At 44.6% G+C, this 18,747-nt stretch carries 17 protein-coding genes; 5 read left to right on the forward strand and 12 right to left on the reverse strand.

The window, feature by feature from the left end:
- Window positions 1-59: 59 nt before the first annotated feature.
- Together MADE_RS12265 and MADE_RS12270 are read left to right on the forward strand one after the other, a co-directional pair.
- A complete protein-coding gene (locus tag MADE_RS12265; RefSeq protein ID WP_012518882.1) occupies window positions 60-1,520 on the forward strand; it encodes a DUF3336 domain-containing protein in 1,461 nt (486 codons plus the stop codon).
- Window positions 1,521-1,598: 78 nt separating this feature from the next.
- Window positions 1,599-3,044: a hypothetical protein gene (locus MADE_RS12270; protein ID WP_012518883.1), complete on the forward strand. Its 1,446-nt coding sequence runs from the start codon at window positions 1,599-1,601 to the stop codon at window positions 3,042-3,044.
- A gap of 333 nt (window positions 3,045-3,377) precedes the next feature.
- Here MADE_RS12270 and MADE_RS12275 read toward each other — a convergent pair whose 3' ends face one another.
- From MADE_RS12275 to fadR, 5 genes are all read right to left on the reverse strand, one after another.
- Entirely contained in the window at window positions 3,378-3,584 is a 207-nt protein-coding gene (locus MADE_RS12275; RefSeq protein WP_012517740.1) for a hypothetical protein, read from the reverse strand.
- 360 nt (window positions 3,585-3,944) lie between these two features.
- Window positions 3,945-4,739 carry a hypothetical protein gene (locus MADE_RS12280; RefSeq protein WP_023559762.1) on the reverse strand — a complete coding sequence of 265 codons (795 nt, stop codon included), beginning with the start codon at window positions 4,737-4,739 and terminating at the stop codon, window positions 3,945-3,947.
- A 164-nt stretch (window positions 4,740-4,903) separates the two neighbouring features.
- Window positions 4,904-5,263 (reverse strand): phasin-related domain-containing protein, encoded by a 360-nt coding sequence (locus MADE_RS12285; RefSeq protein ID WP_012518884.1) that lies wholly within the window; start codon window positions 5,261-5,263, stop codon window positions 4,904-4,906.
- Window positions 5,264-5,434: 171 nt separating this feature from the next.
- A complete protein-coding gene (locus MADE_RS12290) occupies window positions 5,435-7,612 on the reverse strand; it encodes a S9 family peptidase (RefSeq protein WP_023559763.1) in 2,178 nt (725 codons plus the stop codon).
- 407 nt (window positions 7,613-8,019) lie between these two features.
- Entirely contained in the window at window positions 8,020-8,730 is a 711-nt protein-coding gene (fadR, locus tag MADE_RS12295) for a fatty acid metabolism transcriptional regulator FadR (RefSeq protein ID WP_012518886.1), read from the reverse strand.
- Window positions 8,731-9,161: 431 nt separating this feature from the next.
- Between fadR and nhaB the strand changes: the two genes are divergently transcribed.
- The 3 genes from nhaB to MADE_RS12310 are packed head-to-tail and all read left to right on the forward strand — an operon-like array spanning window position 9,162 to window position 11,818.
- On the forward strand, window positions 9,162-10,736 hold the full coding sequence (gene nhaB, locus MADE_RS12300) for a sodium/proton antiporter NhaB (RefSeq protein ID WP_012518887.1): 1,575 nt from the start codon (window positions 9,162-9,164) through the stop codon (window positions 10,734-10,736).
- Between the two features lie 3 nt (window positions 10,737-10,739).
- Complete coding sequence (gene dsbB, locus MADE_RS12305; protein ID WP_012518888.1) at window positions 10,740-11,267, forward strand: disulfide bond formation protein DsbB; 528 nt, start codon at window positions 10,740-10,742, stop codon at window positions 11,265-11,267.
- On the forward strand, window positions 11,264-11,818 hold the full coding sequence (locus tag MADE_RS12310) for a GNAT family N-acetyltransferase (RefSeq protein ID WP_012518889.1): 555 nt from the start codon (window positions 11,264-11,266) through the stop codon (window positions 11,816-11,818). Before dsbB ends, MADE_RS12310 begins: the two co-directional genes overlap by 4 nt.
- Window positions 11,819-11,849: 31 nt before the next feature.
- Here MADE_RS12310 and MADE_RS12315 read toward each other — a convergent pair whose 3' ends face one another.
- From MADE_RS12315 to fadD, 7 genes are all read right to left on the reverse strand, one after another.
- Window positions 11,850-13,136 (reverse strand): alginate export family protein, encoded by a 1,287-nt coding sequence (locus tag MADE_RS12315; RefSeq protein ID WP_012518890.1) that lies wholly within the window; start codon window positions 13,134-13,136, stop codon window positions 11,850-11,852.
- A gap of 141 nt (window positions 13,137-13,277) precedes the next feature.
- A complete protein-coding gene (locus tag MADE_RS12320) occupies window positions 13,278-13,772 on the reverse strand; it encodes a YcgN family cysteine cluster protein (protein WP_012518891.1) in 495 nt (164 codons plus the stop codon).
- Window positions 13,769-14,437 (reverse strand): fumarylacetoacetate hydrolase family protein, encoded by a 669-nt coding sequence (locus MADE_RS12325; RefSeq protein WP_012518892.1) that lies wholly within the window; start codon window positions 14,435-14,437, stop codon window positions 13,769-13,771. Before MADE_RS12325 ends, MADE_RS12320 begins: the two co-directional genes overlap by 4 nt.
- Window positions 14,437-15,501 carry a lytic murein transglycosylase gene (locus MADE_RS12330; protein ID WP_023559764.1) on the reverse strand — a complete coding sequence of 355 codons (1,065 nt, stop codon included), beginning with the start codon at window positions 15,499-15,501 and terminating at the stop codon, window positions 14,437-14,439. The genes MADE_RS12325 and MADE_RS12330 overlap by 1 nt, the downstream gene beginning before the upstream one ends.
- Window positions 15,502-15,509: 8 nt before the next feature.
- Window positions 15,510-15,806, reverse strand: coding sequence for a YcgL domain-containing protein (locus MADE_RS12335; RefSeq protein WP_012518894.1), 297 nt, complete (start codon window positions 15,804-15,806; stop codon window positions 15,510-15,512).
- Between the two features lie 58 nt (window positions 15,807-15,864).
- Window positions 15,865-17,022: a ribonuclease D gene (gene rnd, locus MADE_RS12340; protein WP_012518895.1), complete on the reverse strand. Its 1,158-nt coding sequence runs from the start codon at window positions 17,020-17,022 to the stop codon at window positions 15,865-15,867.
- Window positions 17,023-17,083: 61 nt separating this feature from the next.
- Window positions 17,084-18,736, reverse strand: a complete 1,653-nt coding sequence (gene fadD, locus MADE_RS12345; protein ID WP_012518896.1) for a long-chain-fatty-acid--CoA ligase FadD — start codon at window positions 18,734-18,736, stop codon at window positions 17,084-17,086.
- Window positions 18,737-18,747: the final 11 nt, after the last annotated feature.

Here is an 18,747-nt window from a genome sequence, read left to right on the forward strand (position 1 = left end):
TAGACAAGGCGAATGTTCGAAGGTCTCTCGGCCGAAGTTAAACTTAATAGGTACTCTTCATGGCAGTATTCGACGTGCGGTTAAAAAAGCTTGAACATGATATTGAGCATGCGAGCAATTACGATGAGTTCGAGGCTGCGTGCTTAGCACACGACGCGCTATCTGGTGCACAAGAGTGGAAAGCAGAAGACGCTAGTGATGACTACGATTATAAGCTTATCCGCAAAAGAGTTCAGCGACTTCAGTTAGCCAGGGGAAAAGGCGATATTCACGCCCTGATGTCTATTCTTCACGAAGGGCTTCACGGCAACTTGGGCAATATTGCCAATCCATTACTCATTTTGCACTGTAAAGTGGGCACCAAGTATTTAATTGAGCAGTTCATTGACGAAGTTACCCTTGCGCTAGAGCAAATTTTCCACGCTGATGAACAACAGGTAGATTTTTACGAAAAGTTATCTTTCTTTGAAGAAACTGCCCATGCGTTTGGCCGTAGCTGCCTGATGTTATCTGGTGGCGCAGGTTTAGGCTTTTTTCATGCTGGTGTTGTAAAGTCACTTAACGAAAAAAACCTTTTGCCCACCGTTGTCTCAGGTTCAAGTGCCGGCTCAATTATTGCTGCCATGCTAGGCACGCGAAATCACGACCAGTTGTTGGAAGCGTTGAGCGCTGAATTTATTTATGAAACATTTAAGCACTGGCGAAGTTTTGCAGGTTTGGGGAAAAAAGGCTTATTCGATAGCTCCGTGCTTGAGAATGCATTAATAGAACTCTTTGACCTTACTACCTTTGAAGAAGCGTTCAAGAAAACAGGGCGGCACATCACCGTAACCGTATCTCCCGCCGATTTACACCAGCATTCTCGGTTATTAAATGCTAAAACCTCACCTAACGCGATCATAACGCAGGCGGTACGTGCCTCTTGCGCCGTCCCTGTTATTTATAGTCCAGTTCAACTGCGTGCTAAAACCCCGGCCGGCGACATTGTGCCTTATATTCCTAACCGTCGTTTTGCCGATGGCTCACTGATGGCAGACCTTCCGTATGAACGTCTCGCACGGCTATACGGTGTCAATCACAGCATAGTAAGTCAGACCAACCCCCTTGCCGTACCGTTTATTTCTTCTAATCGTATCGATCCGAACTCGTTATGGGATATGTCAGCTCGCCATCTTGGACAGCTTGCTAAAACCAACAGTATCTTTGCCATTGATATTATTGAGCGGCTCACAGGAAATAAAGAGGCCAAACTGGCGATTCATAAAGTTCGTTCTATTATTGATCAGCAGTACGTCGGCAACATCAATATTTTGCCCAAGCGTCAAATTAGAAATTTATCGCAAGTATTGTCTAATCCAACCCGAGACAGTATTGAACAATTGATTGTTAGCGGAGAACGAGCGTCGTGGCCGCAACTCCATGTTATTAAAAGAAATACCAAAATTAGTGAAAAATTACGGTATCATTTAGGTCAACTGAAGAAACGTGAAGCAGTAGAGCTAGGCCATGTTGTAAAATAAGACGTGCGCCCGCTAAACTGTCTCGAGTTGACCATAACCATTTAATGTCAATTCGCAGCATCATTTGAAAGGATTACGGTGAGCGCACAAAGCCAAAACCCCGATAGTATTTACACGCAACAAGTAAAACAACTCATCAATATGATATATCCTCAAGAGTCTGGCTATGGCTCTGTGTTCGAGGATGCACGCCATTACTTTTCTCTTACGCCTGCGCTTGAACAACATATCGAAGACTTAAAAGCCCAATTAAAAAAAATTGAGGGGAATAAAAATAGAGAAGTCTTAGCTGAACAGCTTACCAAACAAATAAAAAATAGCTCAGAGAAACTTGAAGAAGAGCGTTTAGCAAGGTTAGAGCGTCTGGGCGCTGTAAGCACTAAAATCATTGAGCTTTGCGAAGGTGATAACTGGCAAGAAACACAGCAGCTAAGTGCGAAACTTCTGGGCACAATTATGTTGCTAACGCGAGGTCCTGAGGGTAATTTTGCTCGTGTTCATATGCGCTTCAAACCTCTCTACAAAGCCGTTTTAACATTGCGATTAGTCGATAGACTCTTAGAGCACGATACTATCGCCCACAAGTACCTCTCAAAATATCGCGAGGCCTCTTCTCGCTTTCGCGGAAACCGTTACTGGCACGACAAATGGAAAGTAGAGCTGGGCCGTCCTCTTATCACTGCCGCGCTATTACAGGATATCGGCTTACAAAGCCCTGCCGCATTAACCATTTTAAAAGGTGAAAATGGCACGCTTGATGAATTCCGCTTACTTGAAGAATCACAGCGAAAGGACCTACTCAAGCTCAACTATCATTTTACGCTCAAATACATCGTTGATGGATTAGGCCTCCCCAGCTACGTAGGAAATAACAAAGAAGAGAGAGATAGGTTTGTTCTCACGCATAAAGAAGCGAATAATTTTCTACAAAGCATAGTTAAAGATGCGTTTGTTTCGAAAACGGGACTAGGCGAAATAGTCAAAATCCCTCAGATTTACGTTTCTATTGTACTGTCTACCAAATCCGATTACTCGCGAATGAGTTTGCCTAAAGGTTATTTGCTTATTGAGCAGTTGGCGAAGAAAGGTGCATTGAACAAACAATTGGCGCAAGACTTTATAGACCTGGTGGGCTATTTTCCTCAAGGCTTTGGCGTTACTTTTATACCAGAAAACGAAAAGGGCCAAGAAAAAGACCAATACGAGTGTGCCATTGTTATTGGCCTAAACCCTAAACATCCGGCGGAGCCACTATGTAAAGTGGTAACAAGAAACCAAAAATATGTCACCAGTGGTGAACAAGAAGTCATCCCGAAAAGCAGAAACCTGTACTTCCCCGCTAATAGAAAGAAGCTGATGCGTATAGGTAAAGACAGGCTCGGCGAAATAATGAGCCAACTTTCAAATAATTTCACGCCAGATGCAGTAGATGATTTAGTGCCAAGCTTCTGGGAACCTTTCGACTTTTTTGGCTATAAAAAACATCAAAATTTATGGGTTAAAAACAAATATCGAGTAGGGTGAGGCTTGCGCCTCATCCCTCTCACAGAACCGTACGTACGGGCCTCGTATACGGCTCCTGCATACTTCATATCACTTGCTAAGTGACACAATGCTAATTTGCAATCTAGTATCGTGCGCCCTATGGACATCGTTCATTTTCTAACATTGTGGTAACTTTCATTGCAGGGTTTGGCGTTCTAGCACTGAGGCAATCTACCAAATTTGACTACAATTACTTCCCATATACGGCCTGTCTCACCAGACATCACTATTCCTAGCGCACCGATTCGACTTGTCCCGCTGATCAGGCGGCTTGTGTATCAATGATAAAAAAACTCACAACTCATCAGAGTCTTAAAGTCTGCTTCCCCCCTTCGCAATCCATTTAAGCTTTTGGCTAAAATGGATCCTATCAAACACAATGCTGATAGTCGGCTTGGTTTTACCCTCCACACCATTACTGGCTTTCATCGGCCTAGCCTTACTCACTACTACGGGTTCATCTGCCACCTCACACTCGCAACATTCTTGGATCACTCCTTGAACGATACGTCCAACCATTTGATTGGATCCAATGCCAGGCTTCCCCAGTTACTGCACTGGCTCCCTGTTAGAAATTCCACCCTCAAACACAAAACAGGTCTGACTGAGTATCGGGCTTCGCGCTATTTTGCACGCTTACCCACCTGCCTTGCCGAATCAGGTTCACTTTCATTGTGTACCTCTAACTTCCTATGGCTTCCTTCGGACCCTGTCGTTGGCCAACAACGCCCTTGCCATTCGGATTATCTTCCCCTCAGTCAGGGTGATTCAGGTTTCTTTCAACCTGACGGGTTTGCCAGCTTCGCTGGGCAAACAAAAAGGCAAGTAGCTTTAATAGCTACCTGCCTGTACCCAACATTTAGTCAGGCTTCGCTCGCGCTATTCACCGTCTTTTTTGACATTGTTCGAGTTCGCAGCGCTCGTACTACTTTTCTCAGTTGAGGTGGTTGACGAGGCGCTAGTGCTTTTAGGGGCAGCCTTAGAACCCGACGTTTTAGGCGCTGTAGTTTTAGCCGTAGTCTTATTCGCTGACGTTTTTGTAGTTGTGCTTTTACTCGTCGTCGAACTTGCTTTACTTGATGCCGTCGACTTTGAAGTAGCTGGCTTCGTTGAGGTTGAGGCTGGTTTTGACGCCGCTTTCGTTGTAGCAGCAGATGTTTTGCGAGCGCGGGGAGTGTTCGCCGCTACGCTTGCTTTCGCTGTCGCAGGCTTAGCAACCGTCTCTTTTGCCTTTACTTGTTTTGCCGCTTCTTTTGCTGCAAGAAGGGCAACTTGCTCTACAAGCAAGTCAACCTTTGCATTTAATGCTTCTAACTGCTGCTCTTTTTGCTGGCGCTTCTGTCCACCGGAGAACATCGAAAAAAGCGGTGTTGAACTTACCAATTTTTGCGCTGAATCCACAATCGCAAAGGGATTAAGCGTTTGTCTTAGCTCGCTTTCAACTTCAAGCCCTTTGGTCTGCATCGCATTAATAGTTTCGTGCGTGTCATCAATTCTTTGACTGACCATTCCTGCGACTTGATCTAACTTGGCCGACAATAAATCAGTACCTGCGTATAGCCAACCGAATAATGGAGAAGACTTGATGGGCGTTGCCGCAATGCCGTTGCGCGCAGTAGAATTACTGTCTAGCGCAGACACTGACTTTGAATTAGGAGTATTTTTGTTGCTCATAACGCCTCCAACGTGGAGATTTACTAAGCATGCCAGCACCACGCTTGTGAACAAAAGCGATACTGTCACTCATATGCAATTAGGCAAATAACGGCCTTTCTTAACCTAGCTAAATGACTAAGTGCGTCATGGGCACCTAACCGGTGCCCATAAGGAACATGGAATTACTTGTTAGCCGCTAATTTTGCTACTGCCTCTGTCAAAGCGTCAATCTTAGCTGAGAGTTCTTCAATGCGCTGATCCGCTGGCTCTGAGTCAAGGCCTAGCTTTTTGCGTACGTCAGCCACGCGATTTTCAACATCGTTAGTGGTCGATTTCACTTTGGTTTTCGCGTCTTCTTCAAGAGACTCGCCCTTGGTTACCAGCTCATCGAACATTTTGTTCGCTTCTTCGCTTAACTTTTCGTAACGACCCTGTGCTTCTTCAACACTTTTACCGTATGCGCCAAGGCCTGCTAGCCAAATTTTACGGGCCATATCTTCGGCTTCGTTAATTTTGCCTTTGATTGTGTCTGTAGTCGTCATGTTCAGCTCCTATGAATGCTAATTGAAAGTGTTTTTCAACACCATGACTAAACTTTACGCCTTACAATTAGAATCCGCATACTAAAAACACACAAAAATAAAAAAGCCCGAATAAGCATTTTGCTTACTCGGGCAATTAGTTAAATATTGCTTAACGCATTTGAACCGTTTTTAGAGCGGTACGCCCGCTAGGTATAGCACAAATGCATATTCAAGGGCCGTGGACTCGAAACGTTTAAATCGTCCGGAAGCCCCGCCGTGTCCTGCTTCCATATCTGTTTTAAAGAGTAAAAGGTTATCGTCTGTTTTGTACTCTCTCAGCTTCGCGACCCATTTCATTGGCTCGAAATATTGCACTTGCGAATCGTGCAACCCTGTAGTTACCAGCATATGTGGATAATCTTTGGCTTCTACTTGGTCGTAAGGCGAGTACGAAAGCATATAGTCAAACTCAGCTTTATTCTCTGGGTTGCCCCATTCGGTATATTCGCCTGTGGTTAAAGGAATAGAAGCATCGCTCATGGTCGTTACCACATCAACGAAAGGAACATGTGCACTTACCCCAAGGTAAAGTTCAGGTGCCATGTTTACCACCGCGCCCATAAGCAAGCCACCGGCGCTTCCCCCCATAGCAAACACGCGAGTCTTATCGGCATATTGCTGTTCCACCAGTCCTTTGGTTACGTCAATATAGTCAGTAAACGTGTTCATTTTTTCAAACATCTTGCCGTCTTCATACCACTGGCGACCTAGCATTTGCCCACCGCGAATATGCGCTATAGCAACCACGAAACCTCTGTCTATCAACGACAGCCAACTACTTCTAAAGGTTGGGTCGATAGTCGCGCCGTAAGATCCGTACGCATACTGATAAAGTGGGTTAGTACCATCTTTTTTAAATTTATCTTTTCGGTAAACCAAAGACACGGGTACTTCTGCGCCATCTCGGGCTTCTATCATTACTCGCTCTGATGCGTAAGCCGATGAGTCGAAGGTGTCAGAAACTCGGGTTTGTTTCATTATCTCACTTTCTAACGTATCTAAATTAACATCGATAATGGAGCCAGGCGTCGTTAGTGAACTGTAGAAAATCCTCAGCTTATTCGTGTCCATCTGCGGGTTCGCGTTAAAATATGCACCGTAAATTGGATCTTGTGTGGGAATGACCTTTTCTTCACCTGACGTAAGGTTGTGTACCACCATACGTAGCATGCCGTTTTCTTTTTCTTTAACCACTAAGTGATTTTTAAACACCTCTATGTTTTGCAGAAAAACATTGGAACGGTGCGCCACCACCTCTTGCCATGTTGATACATCGCTAAAGCCATCGAGCGGCGCTTTCATAATTCTGAAGTTCTTTGCGTCGATATTCGTTAATACGTAGTACCCGTCTTCTGCTTTAGCGACACTGTATTCCTGCCCGTCTTTTAACGGAAAGAAGACTTCTGTCGATGCTGTCGGGTCATTCGCGTCGACTAAAGTTACACCGGTTTTATCGGTGTTATTGTGATGAATGTAAATAACGCGGCTGTCTTTACTTTTACTGATGTAGGTATAAAACGTCGGGTCGCTTTCTTCGTAAATCAAGGTATCGTCGCTTTGCGCAGTACCTAGTTTATGGCGATAAACTTGATACCCTAACAGGGTTTGCGGGTCTTTTTTAACGTAAAAAAGGTGGGTGTTATCGTTAGCCCAAACCACCCTTCCTGACGTACCTTCCAATACATCATTTAATTTGTCACCGCTTTCGAGATCTTTAACGAAAATAGTATAAATACGCCGACTTAATGTATCTTCAGAATATGCGAGCAATTTATTATCGCTGCTTATCGCATAGCTTCCGATGCTAAAATAATCATGCCCTTCAGACATGATATTTGCATCTAATAAGACCGAAGGTTCAGCCTCAAGGGTTGGCTTTCTTAAATAGATAGGGTATTCGTTTTCGCCCGAATAGCGGGTGTAATACCAATAGCCGTTATCGAAAACGGGCACGGTTGAATCGTCTTTCTCTATTCTAGATACCAATTCTTCATATAGCGCCTCGCGATTGCCTTTAAGCGGAGCTAGAACAGTCTCCACATAGCTGTTTTCTTCATCCAAATGCGCCAATATTTCTTTATCAGTGCGAGAGTCATCTCGCATCCAGTAGTAATTGTCATTGCGGGTGACGCTGTGGGCCGTCAATTCATGAAGCACTTTTTTCGCTACAGGAGCGCGAGTTTGAGTATTAAGCATAACGGCTGAAAGGCTACTCTCTTCTACTTGTTGAGAAACTTCTGTTTTATTTTCTACGCTACAGCCTGATATCAATCCGCCTGCAGCAAGTGCTATCCATAGATATTTCATTCTTATTCCTTTGTATGCACTGTTCAATAAAGGTTCGCTTACTGCCTGTGTTTATTCAAAGAACACAAGAGCTTAAAACGGTAATGCGCGATTAAAACAAATGAAAACGGTTCGCGCTAAATTATCGAGTATATATAAACTGGGGGAAGGGTCTAGTGATTCTTAAGCGCTCATTAGCTTAAGAAAAGTAACGTTGCTAGAAAGATAGGTGGTGCTGTATTTTTAAGATGGGGGTATCTCCTAATTACAGAACTACCGCATAAAAGGCATAAAAAAGCGCCGCTTGGCTATACAATTCAAAGCGACGCATTTATTAAAATATCGGGGCAAATAATAAACCGGTGGATTAAAGCTTTATCAGCTAGTTAATTCGCTTTAAACCGGCTTTAGCGCTTTAACCTAGCACGCTAGTCTACCAAGTCTTTTGGCATCTCGTCGCGAATAGAAAGCCATACTTTACCACTCTCGATACCGTAGTTTCTTACGACAACCGGCACTTTCTCATACTCGCCTTTCTCTGCCACGTCGAGCAAATCAGCATAGTATTTATTGGCTACATCTCGTGCTTGCTGATGCGAGAAAAAGTACCCGCCTATTCGCGAGTAAAGTCCGCGAAAGCCATTCATCATCAAAACGAAGACGTTGTTGTTAGAAGCAAGCGCCAAATCATGAGACATTTGATAATCGAACTGGGCAAACGCCATTCCTTCTTGCTCAACATTTTTGTATCGAGCAATAATTTCCGCCGACTCTTGAGGGTTATTACGAATAGCACCTCTAATGAACACTGCACTTAAGTTAGTGCGTGCTGCCAACAAATTATCTACGAGTTCAGGGATACCTTCTTGGTCTAGTCTAGCTAGCGTTTCTAAGATGTTTAACCCGCAGGTTTCCCAAAAATTATTTACTTTAGTTGGCTTACCGTGCTGAATGGTTAACCAACCATCCCTAGCTAAACGCTGAAGCACTTCACGTAAAGTGGTTCGCGTTACACCAATTAACTCAGAAAGCTCTCTTTCTGCAGGCAAAATGGTGCCAGGTGGAAATCTTCCACTCCAAATTGACTCAACAATATATTCTTCGGCGAATCCGGCTGGACTCTGTGCCTTATAAATCATAACTAATCGCCTGCACGTTATTGTTATTTTGTAACTGATTGTACCAGATGCTCTTTTATTATCACAATGAATTATATCTAGTCCACTAAAGGTTTTAACAACTCGTTAAAATTAAAGTGTTAATTCGAGAGCCTCCATATAAGGCTTTGTATATTTAATGTTCGAAATTCTAGACATTTTCAAATTCAATGATAAATATCATCAAAAAAGTGATAAATATTCAGTGACTTTCACATGGTGGGGTCTGTGAATTGCTTTCTCAAGACGTTAATATCATGTACGCTTAAATTCCGACTATAATGACAGCAACAAAACCACGGTTAAGCGAATTAAAACGCACTACACCAGCAGTTTATGTATGCAATAACCGGAACTACACAGTGTAAAGATGCGCAAAAATGCGTGCTTTGTTGTAAAAGGAACAGGAACTCATGCAAACCTCAATGATCGCGGCGATCTATAAGAACTTCCTGGGACATGCGCCCGACTGGTATAAAAAAACCATTATTGCCTTTCTCATTGTTAACCCCTTCATCTTTATGGTGGACCCATACATTGCTGGTTGGACTCTGGTTATCCAGTTTATTTTTACCTTGGCGATGGCACTAAAATGTTACCCACTCCAGCCAGGGGGGCTTCTTTTGATAGAAGCCATGTTTATCGGTATGACCTCCCCCGGTCACATGATGCACGAAATTGAAGTTAATCTTGAAGTACTGCTACTGCTAGTGTTTATGGTGGCCGGTATTTACTTCATGAAAGACTTGTTGATGTTTTTATTTACCAAACTGGTGATAAAAGTGCGCAACAAGTTAATTCTGTCTCTTTCTTTTATTTTTGCTTCTGCATTTTTATCAGCCTTCTTAGACGCGCTAACCGTGGTGGCAGTGATTATCAGTGTAGGCTTGGGTTTCTATTCGATTTATCACAAAGTCGCTTCAGGAAAAGAGTTTCATTCTGACCACGACCATACCAGCGATGACGAGTTGGGAAGTCACGACTTAGAAGACTTCAGGGCTTTCTTAAGAAACCTGATGATGCACTCTGCAGTGGGTACTGCATTAGGCGGCGTAATGACCATGGTGGGCGAACCACAAAACCTCATCATTGCCGATAAAGCTGGCTGGGACTTCGTTGAATTCTTTATTCGAATGGCTCCGGTAACATTGCCTGTATTTGTCTTTGGTTTGCTAACCACCGTTGTACTGGAAAAAACAGGCACCTTCTCTTACGGCGCTAAGTTGCCATCTGCAGTAAGGCAAATATTGGTTGATTACAACGACCACATGGATAAAGGTCGCAGTAAGCGCGAAACCGCAAAACTGGTGGTGCAAGCACTTATCGGTATCTGGCTAATTGTAGGCTTGGCGACGCACATGGCGTCTGTGGGCTTAATTGGTTTGTCTGTTATTGTACTTGCTACGTCGATGAGCGGTGTTATAGAAGAACACGCACTAGGCAAAGCTTTCGAAGAAGCCTTGCCCTTCACCGCTCTGCTTTGTGTTTTCTTTGGCGTAGTGGCGGTAATTATCGACCAGGGCCTTTTCCAGCCCGTAATCCATTGGGTACTGTCGTTTGAAGGCGAAACGCAAATGGTTATGTTCTATCTTGCTAACGGAGTGCTTTCGATGGTGAGTGACAACGTGTTTGTGGGCTCTGTTTATATCACTGAAGTGACCGCAGCGCTTGAAGCTGGCCAAATTACCCGTGACCAATACGACATGCTAGCCGTAGCGATTAACACAGGCACCAACTTGCCAAGTGTTGCAACACCTAACGGTCAAGCGGCGTTCTTATTCCTGCTGACGTCTGCAATTGCACCGCTACTGCGTTTATCCTACGGGCGCATGGTAATGATGGCATTGCCTTATACCATTGTGCTTACAATTGTAGGTTTAGTCGCAACATATATTGGCCTTGCTGATGCCACACAGGTTTTATATGACATGCATCTTATTGAGCACCACACTGCTGTCGAAGCCGGTGCTCAAGCAGTAGGTCACTAGTCTATGCGCGCTCTTGTTCACACTATTAGCCAATGGGCAGAGCACAAGTCTTCGTGGCTTGTGCTTTTTGCCACATCCTTGGCACTTGAAATTGCTGCTTTGTACTTTCAATATGGTATGGGGCTAAAGCCCTGTATCATGTGTATCTATCAGCGCACTGCTATGTATGGCATTGTGCTTTCTGCACTTTTAGTCGTAATAAAAAACAACGGCTTTACTCGAATGCTCGGGTTTGCTGGATGGGCTGTATCGGCGGGCTGGGGCTTTTTAATTGCTAAAGAGCACGTAGGCATTCTTAATGCCGCAAATCCGTTCTTTGCTAGCTGCGAAATAGTCCCTAATTTCCCGTCATGGCTTCAGCTACACGAATGGCTACCGGCCGTGTTTGCCGCTGAAGGCGACTGTCTAGCAGATTCATGGCAGTTTTTGTCTATGGGAATGGCAGAGTGGATGCAAATTATCTTTGCGGCTTACTTTGCTGTATTTGCCATTGTATTTGCATGCCGATTGTTGGATAAGAAACCCTTTTGATCGACTTATCCATTCTGCCCTCTCGCCTTCCTCCCATACATACTGAGCAAGGCCCTATTAGCATTCAGCGCATCGCAGAGAAACACTGCTATGCGCTTTGTGAGGCTGGGCAACAGTCCATTCACCACGTAAAGCCATGGTTTGGCTCATCAGTGTGCCCTGTTACCCCGGCTTTATCGAAGCAATGTATTGCCGACATGGAAAAAGCACGGGAAACTGGTTACGGCCTAACCTACCTGCTTATTCACGATGAAAAGTGCCTGGGTATGGGTATCATCAACCATATCCATCATACCCATCTAACGGCTAATTTAGGCTACTGGTTGCGCCCCGATGCTTGCGGTAAAGGCTTAGCCAGCGCTATCTGTGAAGCATTAAAAAAACTCGCGTTTACACAGATGAACCTAAACCGACTAGAGTGTTTTGTTGAGCCAAATAACAAAGCAAGTTTACGTGTAGTTGAGCGTATTGGTGGCATAAAAGAAGGGCTCTGCCGTAAGCGAGTATTCGGCAGAGACGCACTGTTGTACGCCATTACTAACGAGAGTTAAGTTAACATACTACTCGTGTAGTGCTCACCTACTATTTAAACGTATACATAAGCCCTGTAAAAGCATAGGCCGAATTGTCGGGATAGGCCCCCGTCTCTAGCGCGTTGCCTTTAGCGAGGTACGCACCACCTAGGCTGAACTGAAGCTGTGAAGAAACCTGATATTGCCAACGAAACTCTACTTGGTGTCCTAAGAAGTCTTCTTCACCTTCTGGCACTTGATGAAGCCACAGCGCTTTGTAACCCACCATAATGTTATGGATATCACTTATTTTAGTGACACTTCTTAGCCCTGGTGCCAAGATATTGCTTCTTGGGAACGTCTGATAAACGTCCGTAGGACCAAAGTCAAACCGACGTAAACCGTAGAGCGAGTCAAACGCATTTATGGTCCCATCATCACTGTTACTATCACCACTTGCCGCTTCAACTTCAGCTCTTAAGAAAGTACTTTTATTCAGCTGTTTGCCTACATGGCTATGTATCATCCACGCCTTCACGTTTCTGTCTGTGACATCAGAGGCTGACGCAGTCTGCCTGGCGTGACCTGTTTGCACCATAGCTTCGATGTTGTATTTCCAACTATTGAAGAAACGTTGGGTGCGGTCGACAGATAAAGTAATAATATCTCGGTTTTTCGTGGCGAGTTCGGCTGAATCCGACTCTTTTAACCAGTAGCTATGTACTGTCCAGGCTTTATCTTCAGACACCGCATAGAGACCAAAAAGCTTTCGATTGCTAAAACTCTTATCTAACGCCCGTTTATTGTCATCAATAGATGCTGAATCTGAAGGAAAACGAGCGACTGGAAACAGGTAAAAGCCACGAAGTTGCCAACCTGTTAAACGCGCGTCAACTAGCGCACCTTCAAAGCTACTGGTTGCGTTTCTAAAGCGCGTATGTCCTATCAGACGGCGACTACCGTGATCCAGCGTCACACGCCCTACCGTAACGCTATCTATGTATTCACTAACATCATGATAAGAGATATATAGTTGAACGGGTTCGAGGGTATTAACCTGTGAAGATTTGAGTGTAGGGTCGTTGTCATCGAGGTAGGCTCGGGAGTCTTCGATTTCTGCTACCGCCCGCCAGTTTCCATAAGCGGCGTCGCCTTTCAACCTTATACGGGTTGAAATACGTTCATTGGTTTGCGTGCGAACATTGTCGCTTGTCGGAAAAATAGGGTTATTTAATGTTTCGTAGCGTACTCTTAGCGAGCCACTGTAATTGAACGCTAAACTCTCTGCGTACACAGGTGCAGCTACGCTTGTAATAGCTATTAACGCGCCCAATGCGCTAATGCTTAACTTCCCCATCAAGAACCCTTATCTACATTGATTCAAAAAACAAAGCGGAAGTATAGACTAAGCGCATGAGCAGCACTCATGCTCTTTAGTCTAAGATAAACAACAATCTATACTGGTGTGTTTAAAGCAGTAGAAAAGGGCTAGCGACTTTCAATCGAGGTCTTCGAGCGGCCAAATCGCGATATAGTCTTCAAAGTGGTTAAGATCCACATCCGACTCAAACACGGTTTTATTGCGCACTGACATGCCCTTTGCGTGCATCACGTGCTTTTTCCCCTTGTTAAGCAAAGGGTGCCAAGACGGAAGTCCCCGCCCCTCGTAAAGTCGTCGATAAGCACAGCTATTTGGCATAAAGAAGATATCTTTAAGGTTGTCTTTGGTTAGCTTTACACAGTCAGGCACAAGCTCTGTACGCCTTGCATATTGGGTACATTCACATTTTTTGGTATTTAAATACGTGCACACAATATTGGTGTAGTGAATTTTTTCATTGTCATTAATGTGATCAGTAACTTCGTATTCTTCTACTGCGTCATCATCTATAAACTTCTGCAGGCAGCATTTGCCGCAGCCATCACAGAGCAACTCCCATTCCTTTTGCGTCATCTCCTCAAGAGACTTGGTTTCCCAAAATGCCACGGTCATTGTGCCACTACCTCGGTATATACACTTACTTGATTGCCGAGCGAGGCGAAAACCCTATCTGAAGGAGATAATTTGCCTACGCCCTTAGGCGTCCCGGTTAATATTACGTCGCCGCTATCTAAGGTAAATGTAGAAGACATATGCGCAATAAGCGTTACGATTTTGTGTAACATCAATGCTGTATGGCCTTGCTGTCTCACCTCACCATTAATGGTAAGGGTAAAACGTAAATCATCGAGGTTACCTACCGAACTTAAGGGTAAAAAGCCTGACAAAGGCGCACTGTTGTCAAAAGATTTGGCTCGCTCCCACGGCTGCCCTTGCTTTTTGAGTGTTGCCTGTACTTCGCGAAGGGTGAGATCTAGCCCTAGTCCTATTCCCCACATGGCTGACTTTACCTCATCTTCGCTGGCATTTTTTAAACAAGATTTAAGCAGTACCGATACTTCAAGCTCATTATGGCATTCACCTTTATCGGTGGGCACCGCAATGGGCTCATGCATGTGGCACATCGCTGCCTTTGGCTTCATAAAGAGTAAAGGTGCTTCAGATACCGTAGCGTTCATTTCTTGAATGTGATCAAGATAGTTACGACCAATGCAAACCACTTTGTTCACCGGCAACGCAATCTCATTGCCTTGCGTATCAATATGACGGTATGCCATTAGTAACCTCGCTTTATTCGTTCAGAAAGATAGCCAACCGACACCCCAAAATACGACGAGCGGTTCCACTTCATTAACGTATGAAAATTGTTATACACCAAGTAAATACGCCCATTCTCACCGTCGGGCATGATAAGCGACGCCTTAATATCAACATTGGGTAGTTCGCTGCCGTCAAAACGCGTTACACCGTTTGATTTCCAAAAAGAAAGGGGCTTCATATTCGCTTTAGATAAACCAGACACCGGCACATCTTGCGTTAGTTTTACTTGCCTACCCCACGTGCCTTCGCTATTCCACCCTTCAGATGCGAGGTAATTCGCAATTGATGCAAATACGTCAGCCTTGGTTCCCCAGATATCTTTTCTTCCATCACCATCATAGTCCACAGCGTAATTTAGAAACGAAACCGGCATAAATTGGGTTTGGCCCATCGCACCTGCCCACGAACCTTTTAGTTCATTAACGCTGGTATGCCCCTTTGCTAAAATCTGGAGTGCAGCAAAGAAGTTGTCTTTAAACAGCTTTTCCCTTCGCCCTTCATAAGCTAGCGAAGCGAGCGCAGAAAGCACACTATAGTTGCCTTGAATTTTGCCAAAGTTCGACTCATTCCCCCATAGCGCCACAATGAATCTGGATTGCACGCCGTATCGCTGCGCAATTTCTTCAAGCAACGCTTTATGGTCTTTGTACTGTGCTACTGCCTGCTTAACTTTCCAGTCGGGCACTCGTGTAGCGAGGTAGTCATCTAGCGTTATCTTTTTTTCGGGCTGATTTTTATCAGACTTCACAACCGTGGGCCTAAAAGCGATGTCGGCAAACGCGGCGTCGAGAAGTGGTCTATCAATGCCTTTCGATAACGCTTCTTCCTTTAACTGTGCCACATAAGCATTAAAACCACGTTCCGTTAATTCAGAGTTAGTCGCGGCCTCTATTGAAGCGGAAAGCAACAGAGTTAGCGTGATAAAAATCAATGGGACTTTACTTGCTATCAAGCGCTTACTTGAGCACTTTGCTGTAATACAAGCGCGCTTGCATAAACGATTTACAACATTAAACAACATGGTACTTCTTAGAATTTCTTATCAGGCGTTTTAGAAAGGCCAAGCGACTCGCGGTGCGTTTCAAGCAAGTTCTCTTCCTTTGGAGGCATCTGCAAGTAAAATCCTTTCTCGGTAAGTTCATCAATTAACTTTTGCTTATCGACTAAACCTAAACGCTCACGCTTATCGAGTGCAAGAATCGTCACTAGCTCTGGACGACCAAACATTTCCATCAAAGGTTCGGGGACATCTGCAAAATTGTCTTTTTTGGGCAAGTATAAGTACATGCCCTCTTTTTTTCGCGTTTTATAAACAGCGCATAACATAATTTAATTACTCTATTCGTTGTTAGCTAAAAGCAGGTAAATATTTGCCCACCTAGCGTTATTGTGTCGGTTCGTCGCCAAGTAAACGTGCTACATGTGGGCGAAACAAAGGCGCTCTCCACGTGGAGAGTAAATCGGGTTTCAAGCCCTGTACCCGCGTCTCATCTACAGGGAACCAATACCACTTCAACAGCTGATTAAGTTGCTTTTTAGACGCAATAACATCTGTGGTTACGCCGTTATCTTTGGCAATTTGTTCGCTTATGGTTTTAAGTTCAGCAAGGTACTTTTTATATTTCGCTATATCGATAAGCCGCTGTACGATTGGCAGTCTAAGTTTTTCCGGCGTCTGCGCATATCTTGCTCTTGCCTCTTCAATCAGCGTTACGATAGTGTCGCCATAACGCCTAACCGACTGATGATTTACGCCATTTATCCGTGATAAGCCAGACTTGTCGTCTATCAGTCGCTGCGCAGCCTCAAATAAATGTCCTTCTTTGAATACAAAGTTCAGCGCTAGGTCTTTCTTTCTCGCCGTGTTTAATCGCCATGCCGCCAGCGCTTGCAATACGGTGAGCTGTTCACTGTTTAAACGCCAGCTATTCTTAATGCTTAAGTAAGCAAAATCTTCTGGCATTTGCGCACGCTTTTTCTCAACCAAAAGCGCCACTTCTTCATATATCCAGTGCACTTTTCCTAGCGCCTGAACGTTGGACGCCAGCTGCTGATAACAGGGTAAAAGGTAAAGAACGTCGTTCGCCGCATAGCTCAGTTGAGCTTCCCGGAGCGGCCGTGCTAGCCAATCCGTTCGCGACTCGCCTTTGTCTAAGCTGATCTCGCAAAGTAGCTCCACTAACTTGGCATAGCCCAGAGAGGGGCCCATATCCAAGATACTACCGGCAATTTGCGTATCGAACACAGGCGTTGGCACCGTATCAAAGGCGGTAAGAAATGCCTCAAGATCTTCAGAACACGAATGCAGTACTTTAACGACTTCGGTATTTTCCAACAACGCAACAAATGGCTGCATGTTATCGATAGCGAGGGGGTCTATAAGTACTAGCTGGTGTCCATCGTATAGCTGAATAAGGCCAAGATGGGGAGTAAGGGTTTTAGTCCTCACAAATTCAGTATCAAGGGCGACTGCCTCTTGACGTTGTGCGGCTTCGCACACTTTTTCTAGATGTTCAAATGTTGTAATTAATTGATATTGCATATTTTTGCACAGTAATAAAAAAGCCGGCTAACGCCGGCTTTCAAAAACTATTTCAAAGAAACTAGTCTCGAAGCTCCCGACGCAGAATTTTACCTACATTGGTTTTTGGTAAGTCGTCTTTGAAAACAACTTGCTTAGGCACTTTGTAACCCGTTAAGTGGTTACGGCAGTGCGCGATAACGTCTTTCTCAGTCAGCGCGTCGTTGTTTTTAACCACAAACAACTTCACAACCTCGCCGCTAACCTCATGAGGAACCCCAACCGCAGCCGCTTCAACGATGTGATCGTGCATAGCAGCGACTTCTTCGATTTCGTTAGGGAACACGTTAAAGCCTGAGACTAGGATCATATCCTTTTTACGGTCAACAATATAGAAGTAACCTTCATCATCTACGGTAGCAATATCGCCAGTGGCTAGCCAACCCTCTTTTAGAATATCTTCTGTCGCTTCAGGGCGGTTCAAATATCCCTTCATCACCTGCGGGCCTTTAACCCACATTTCGCCTGGCTCACCTTTTTCAACTGGATTGCCATCGTCGTCTAATAACTTAATGTCAGTAGAAGGTACCGGCATACCAATTGCGCCTTTATAGGCTTCAATTTGAGGTGGGTTTACCGCTACCACAGGCGAACATTCAGTAAGGCCATAACCCTCTAACAACACCGTGCCCGTAACCTTTTCCCACTTTTCGGCAACAGGTTGCTGTACCGCCATGCCGCCACCTAGACCAAATTTGAACTTGCTAAAATCAAGCTCGTCAAACCCTGGTGTATTCAAAAGACCATTAAACAAGGTGTTTACGCCAGGCAAAATGGTGAACGGGTATTTGCTTAGTTCGTTTACAAACGCCGGCATGTCTCGCGGGTTAGTAATAAGCAAGTTGCGACAACCGTATTTAACGAACATCAGGCAGTTAGCCAGTAACGCAAAGATGTGGTAAAGCGGTAGTGCTGTTACAACAAAATCTTCACCTTCTTCAATTACGGTTTCTAAAATACCCGAGACCTGCTCTAGGTTTGCCACCATATTGCGGTGTGTTAGCATTGCGCCTTTCGATACGCCCGTTGTCCCACCTGTATATTGCAAGAACGCGATATCGCCGCTATCAATCTCAGGTCGCGTGTATTTAAGCGACTGACCTTTTTTAACTGCCGACATGAAAGAAGTAGTTTCAGGCAAGGTGAAGGAAGGCACCATCTTTTTGACGTATTTAACTACTGCATTAACAATCCAGCGCTTCGGTGCAGGCAACATGTCGCCCAGTGCGGTCAAAAAGACTTCTTGAAGGTTTGTATCTGCAATCACTTCTTCAAGAGTACATGCAAAGTTTTCAACAATTACAATGGCTTTAGCATTGGCGTCGTTAAGTTGATGCTTTAGTTCTCTGGCCGTGTAGAGCGGGTTTACATTCACCACCACCATACCTGCGCGCAAAATACCAAACATGGCGACAGGATATTGGAGAAGGTTAGGCATCATAATTGCCACCGCATCACCGCGCTTAAGCCCGCTTGCTTGTAAGTAAGCAGCAAATTGAGCTGAAAGCGTATCTAGCTCCTCAAACGAAATTGAATGCCCCATGTTAATGAAGGCTTCTTTATTTTTAAACTTCTTTACCGACTGCTCGAAAATGTCTACTACAGATGCGTAACGATCGGCATCAATTTCTGCGGAAACGCGAGGGTCGTAATGCTTAAGCCAGGTTTTTTCCACCAAAACCTCCT

Source organism: Alteromonas mediterranea DE (genome assembly GCF_000020585.3).
Lineage (GTDB): Bacteria > Pseudomonadota > Gammaproteobacteria > Enterobacterales > Alteromonadaceae > Alteromonas > Alteromonas mediterranea.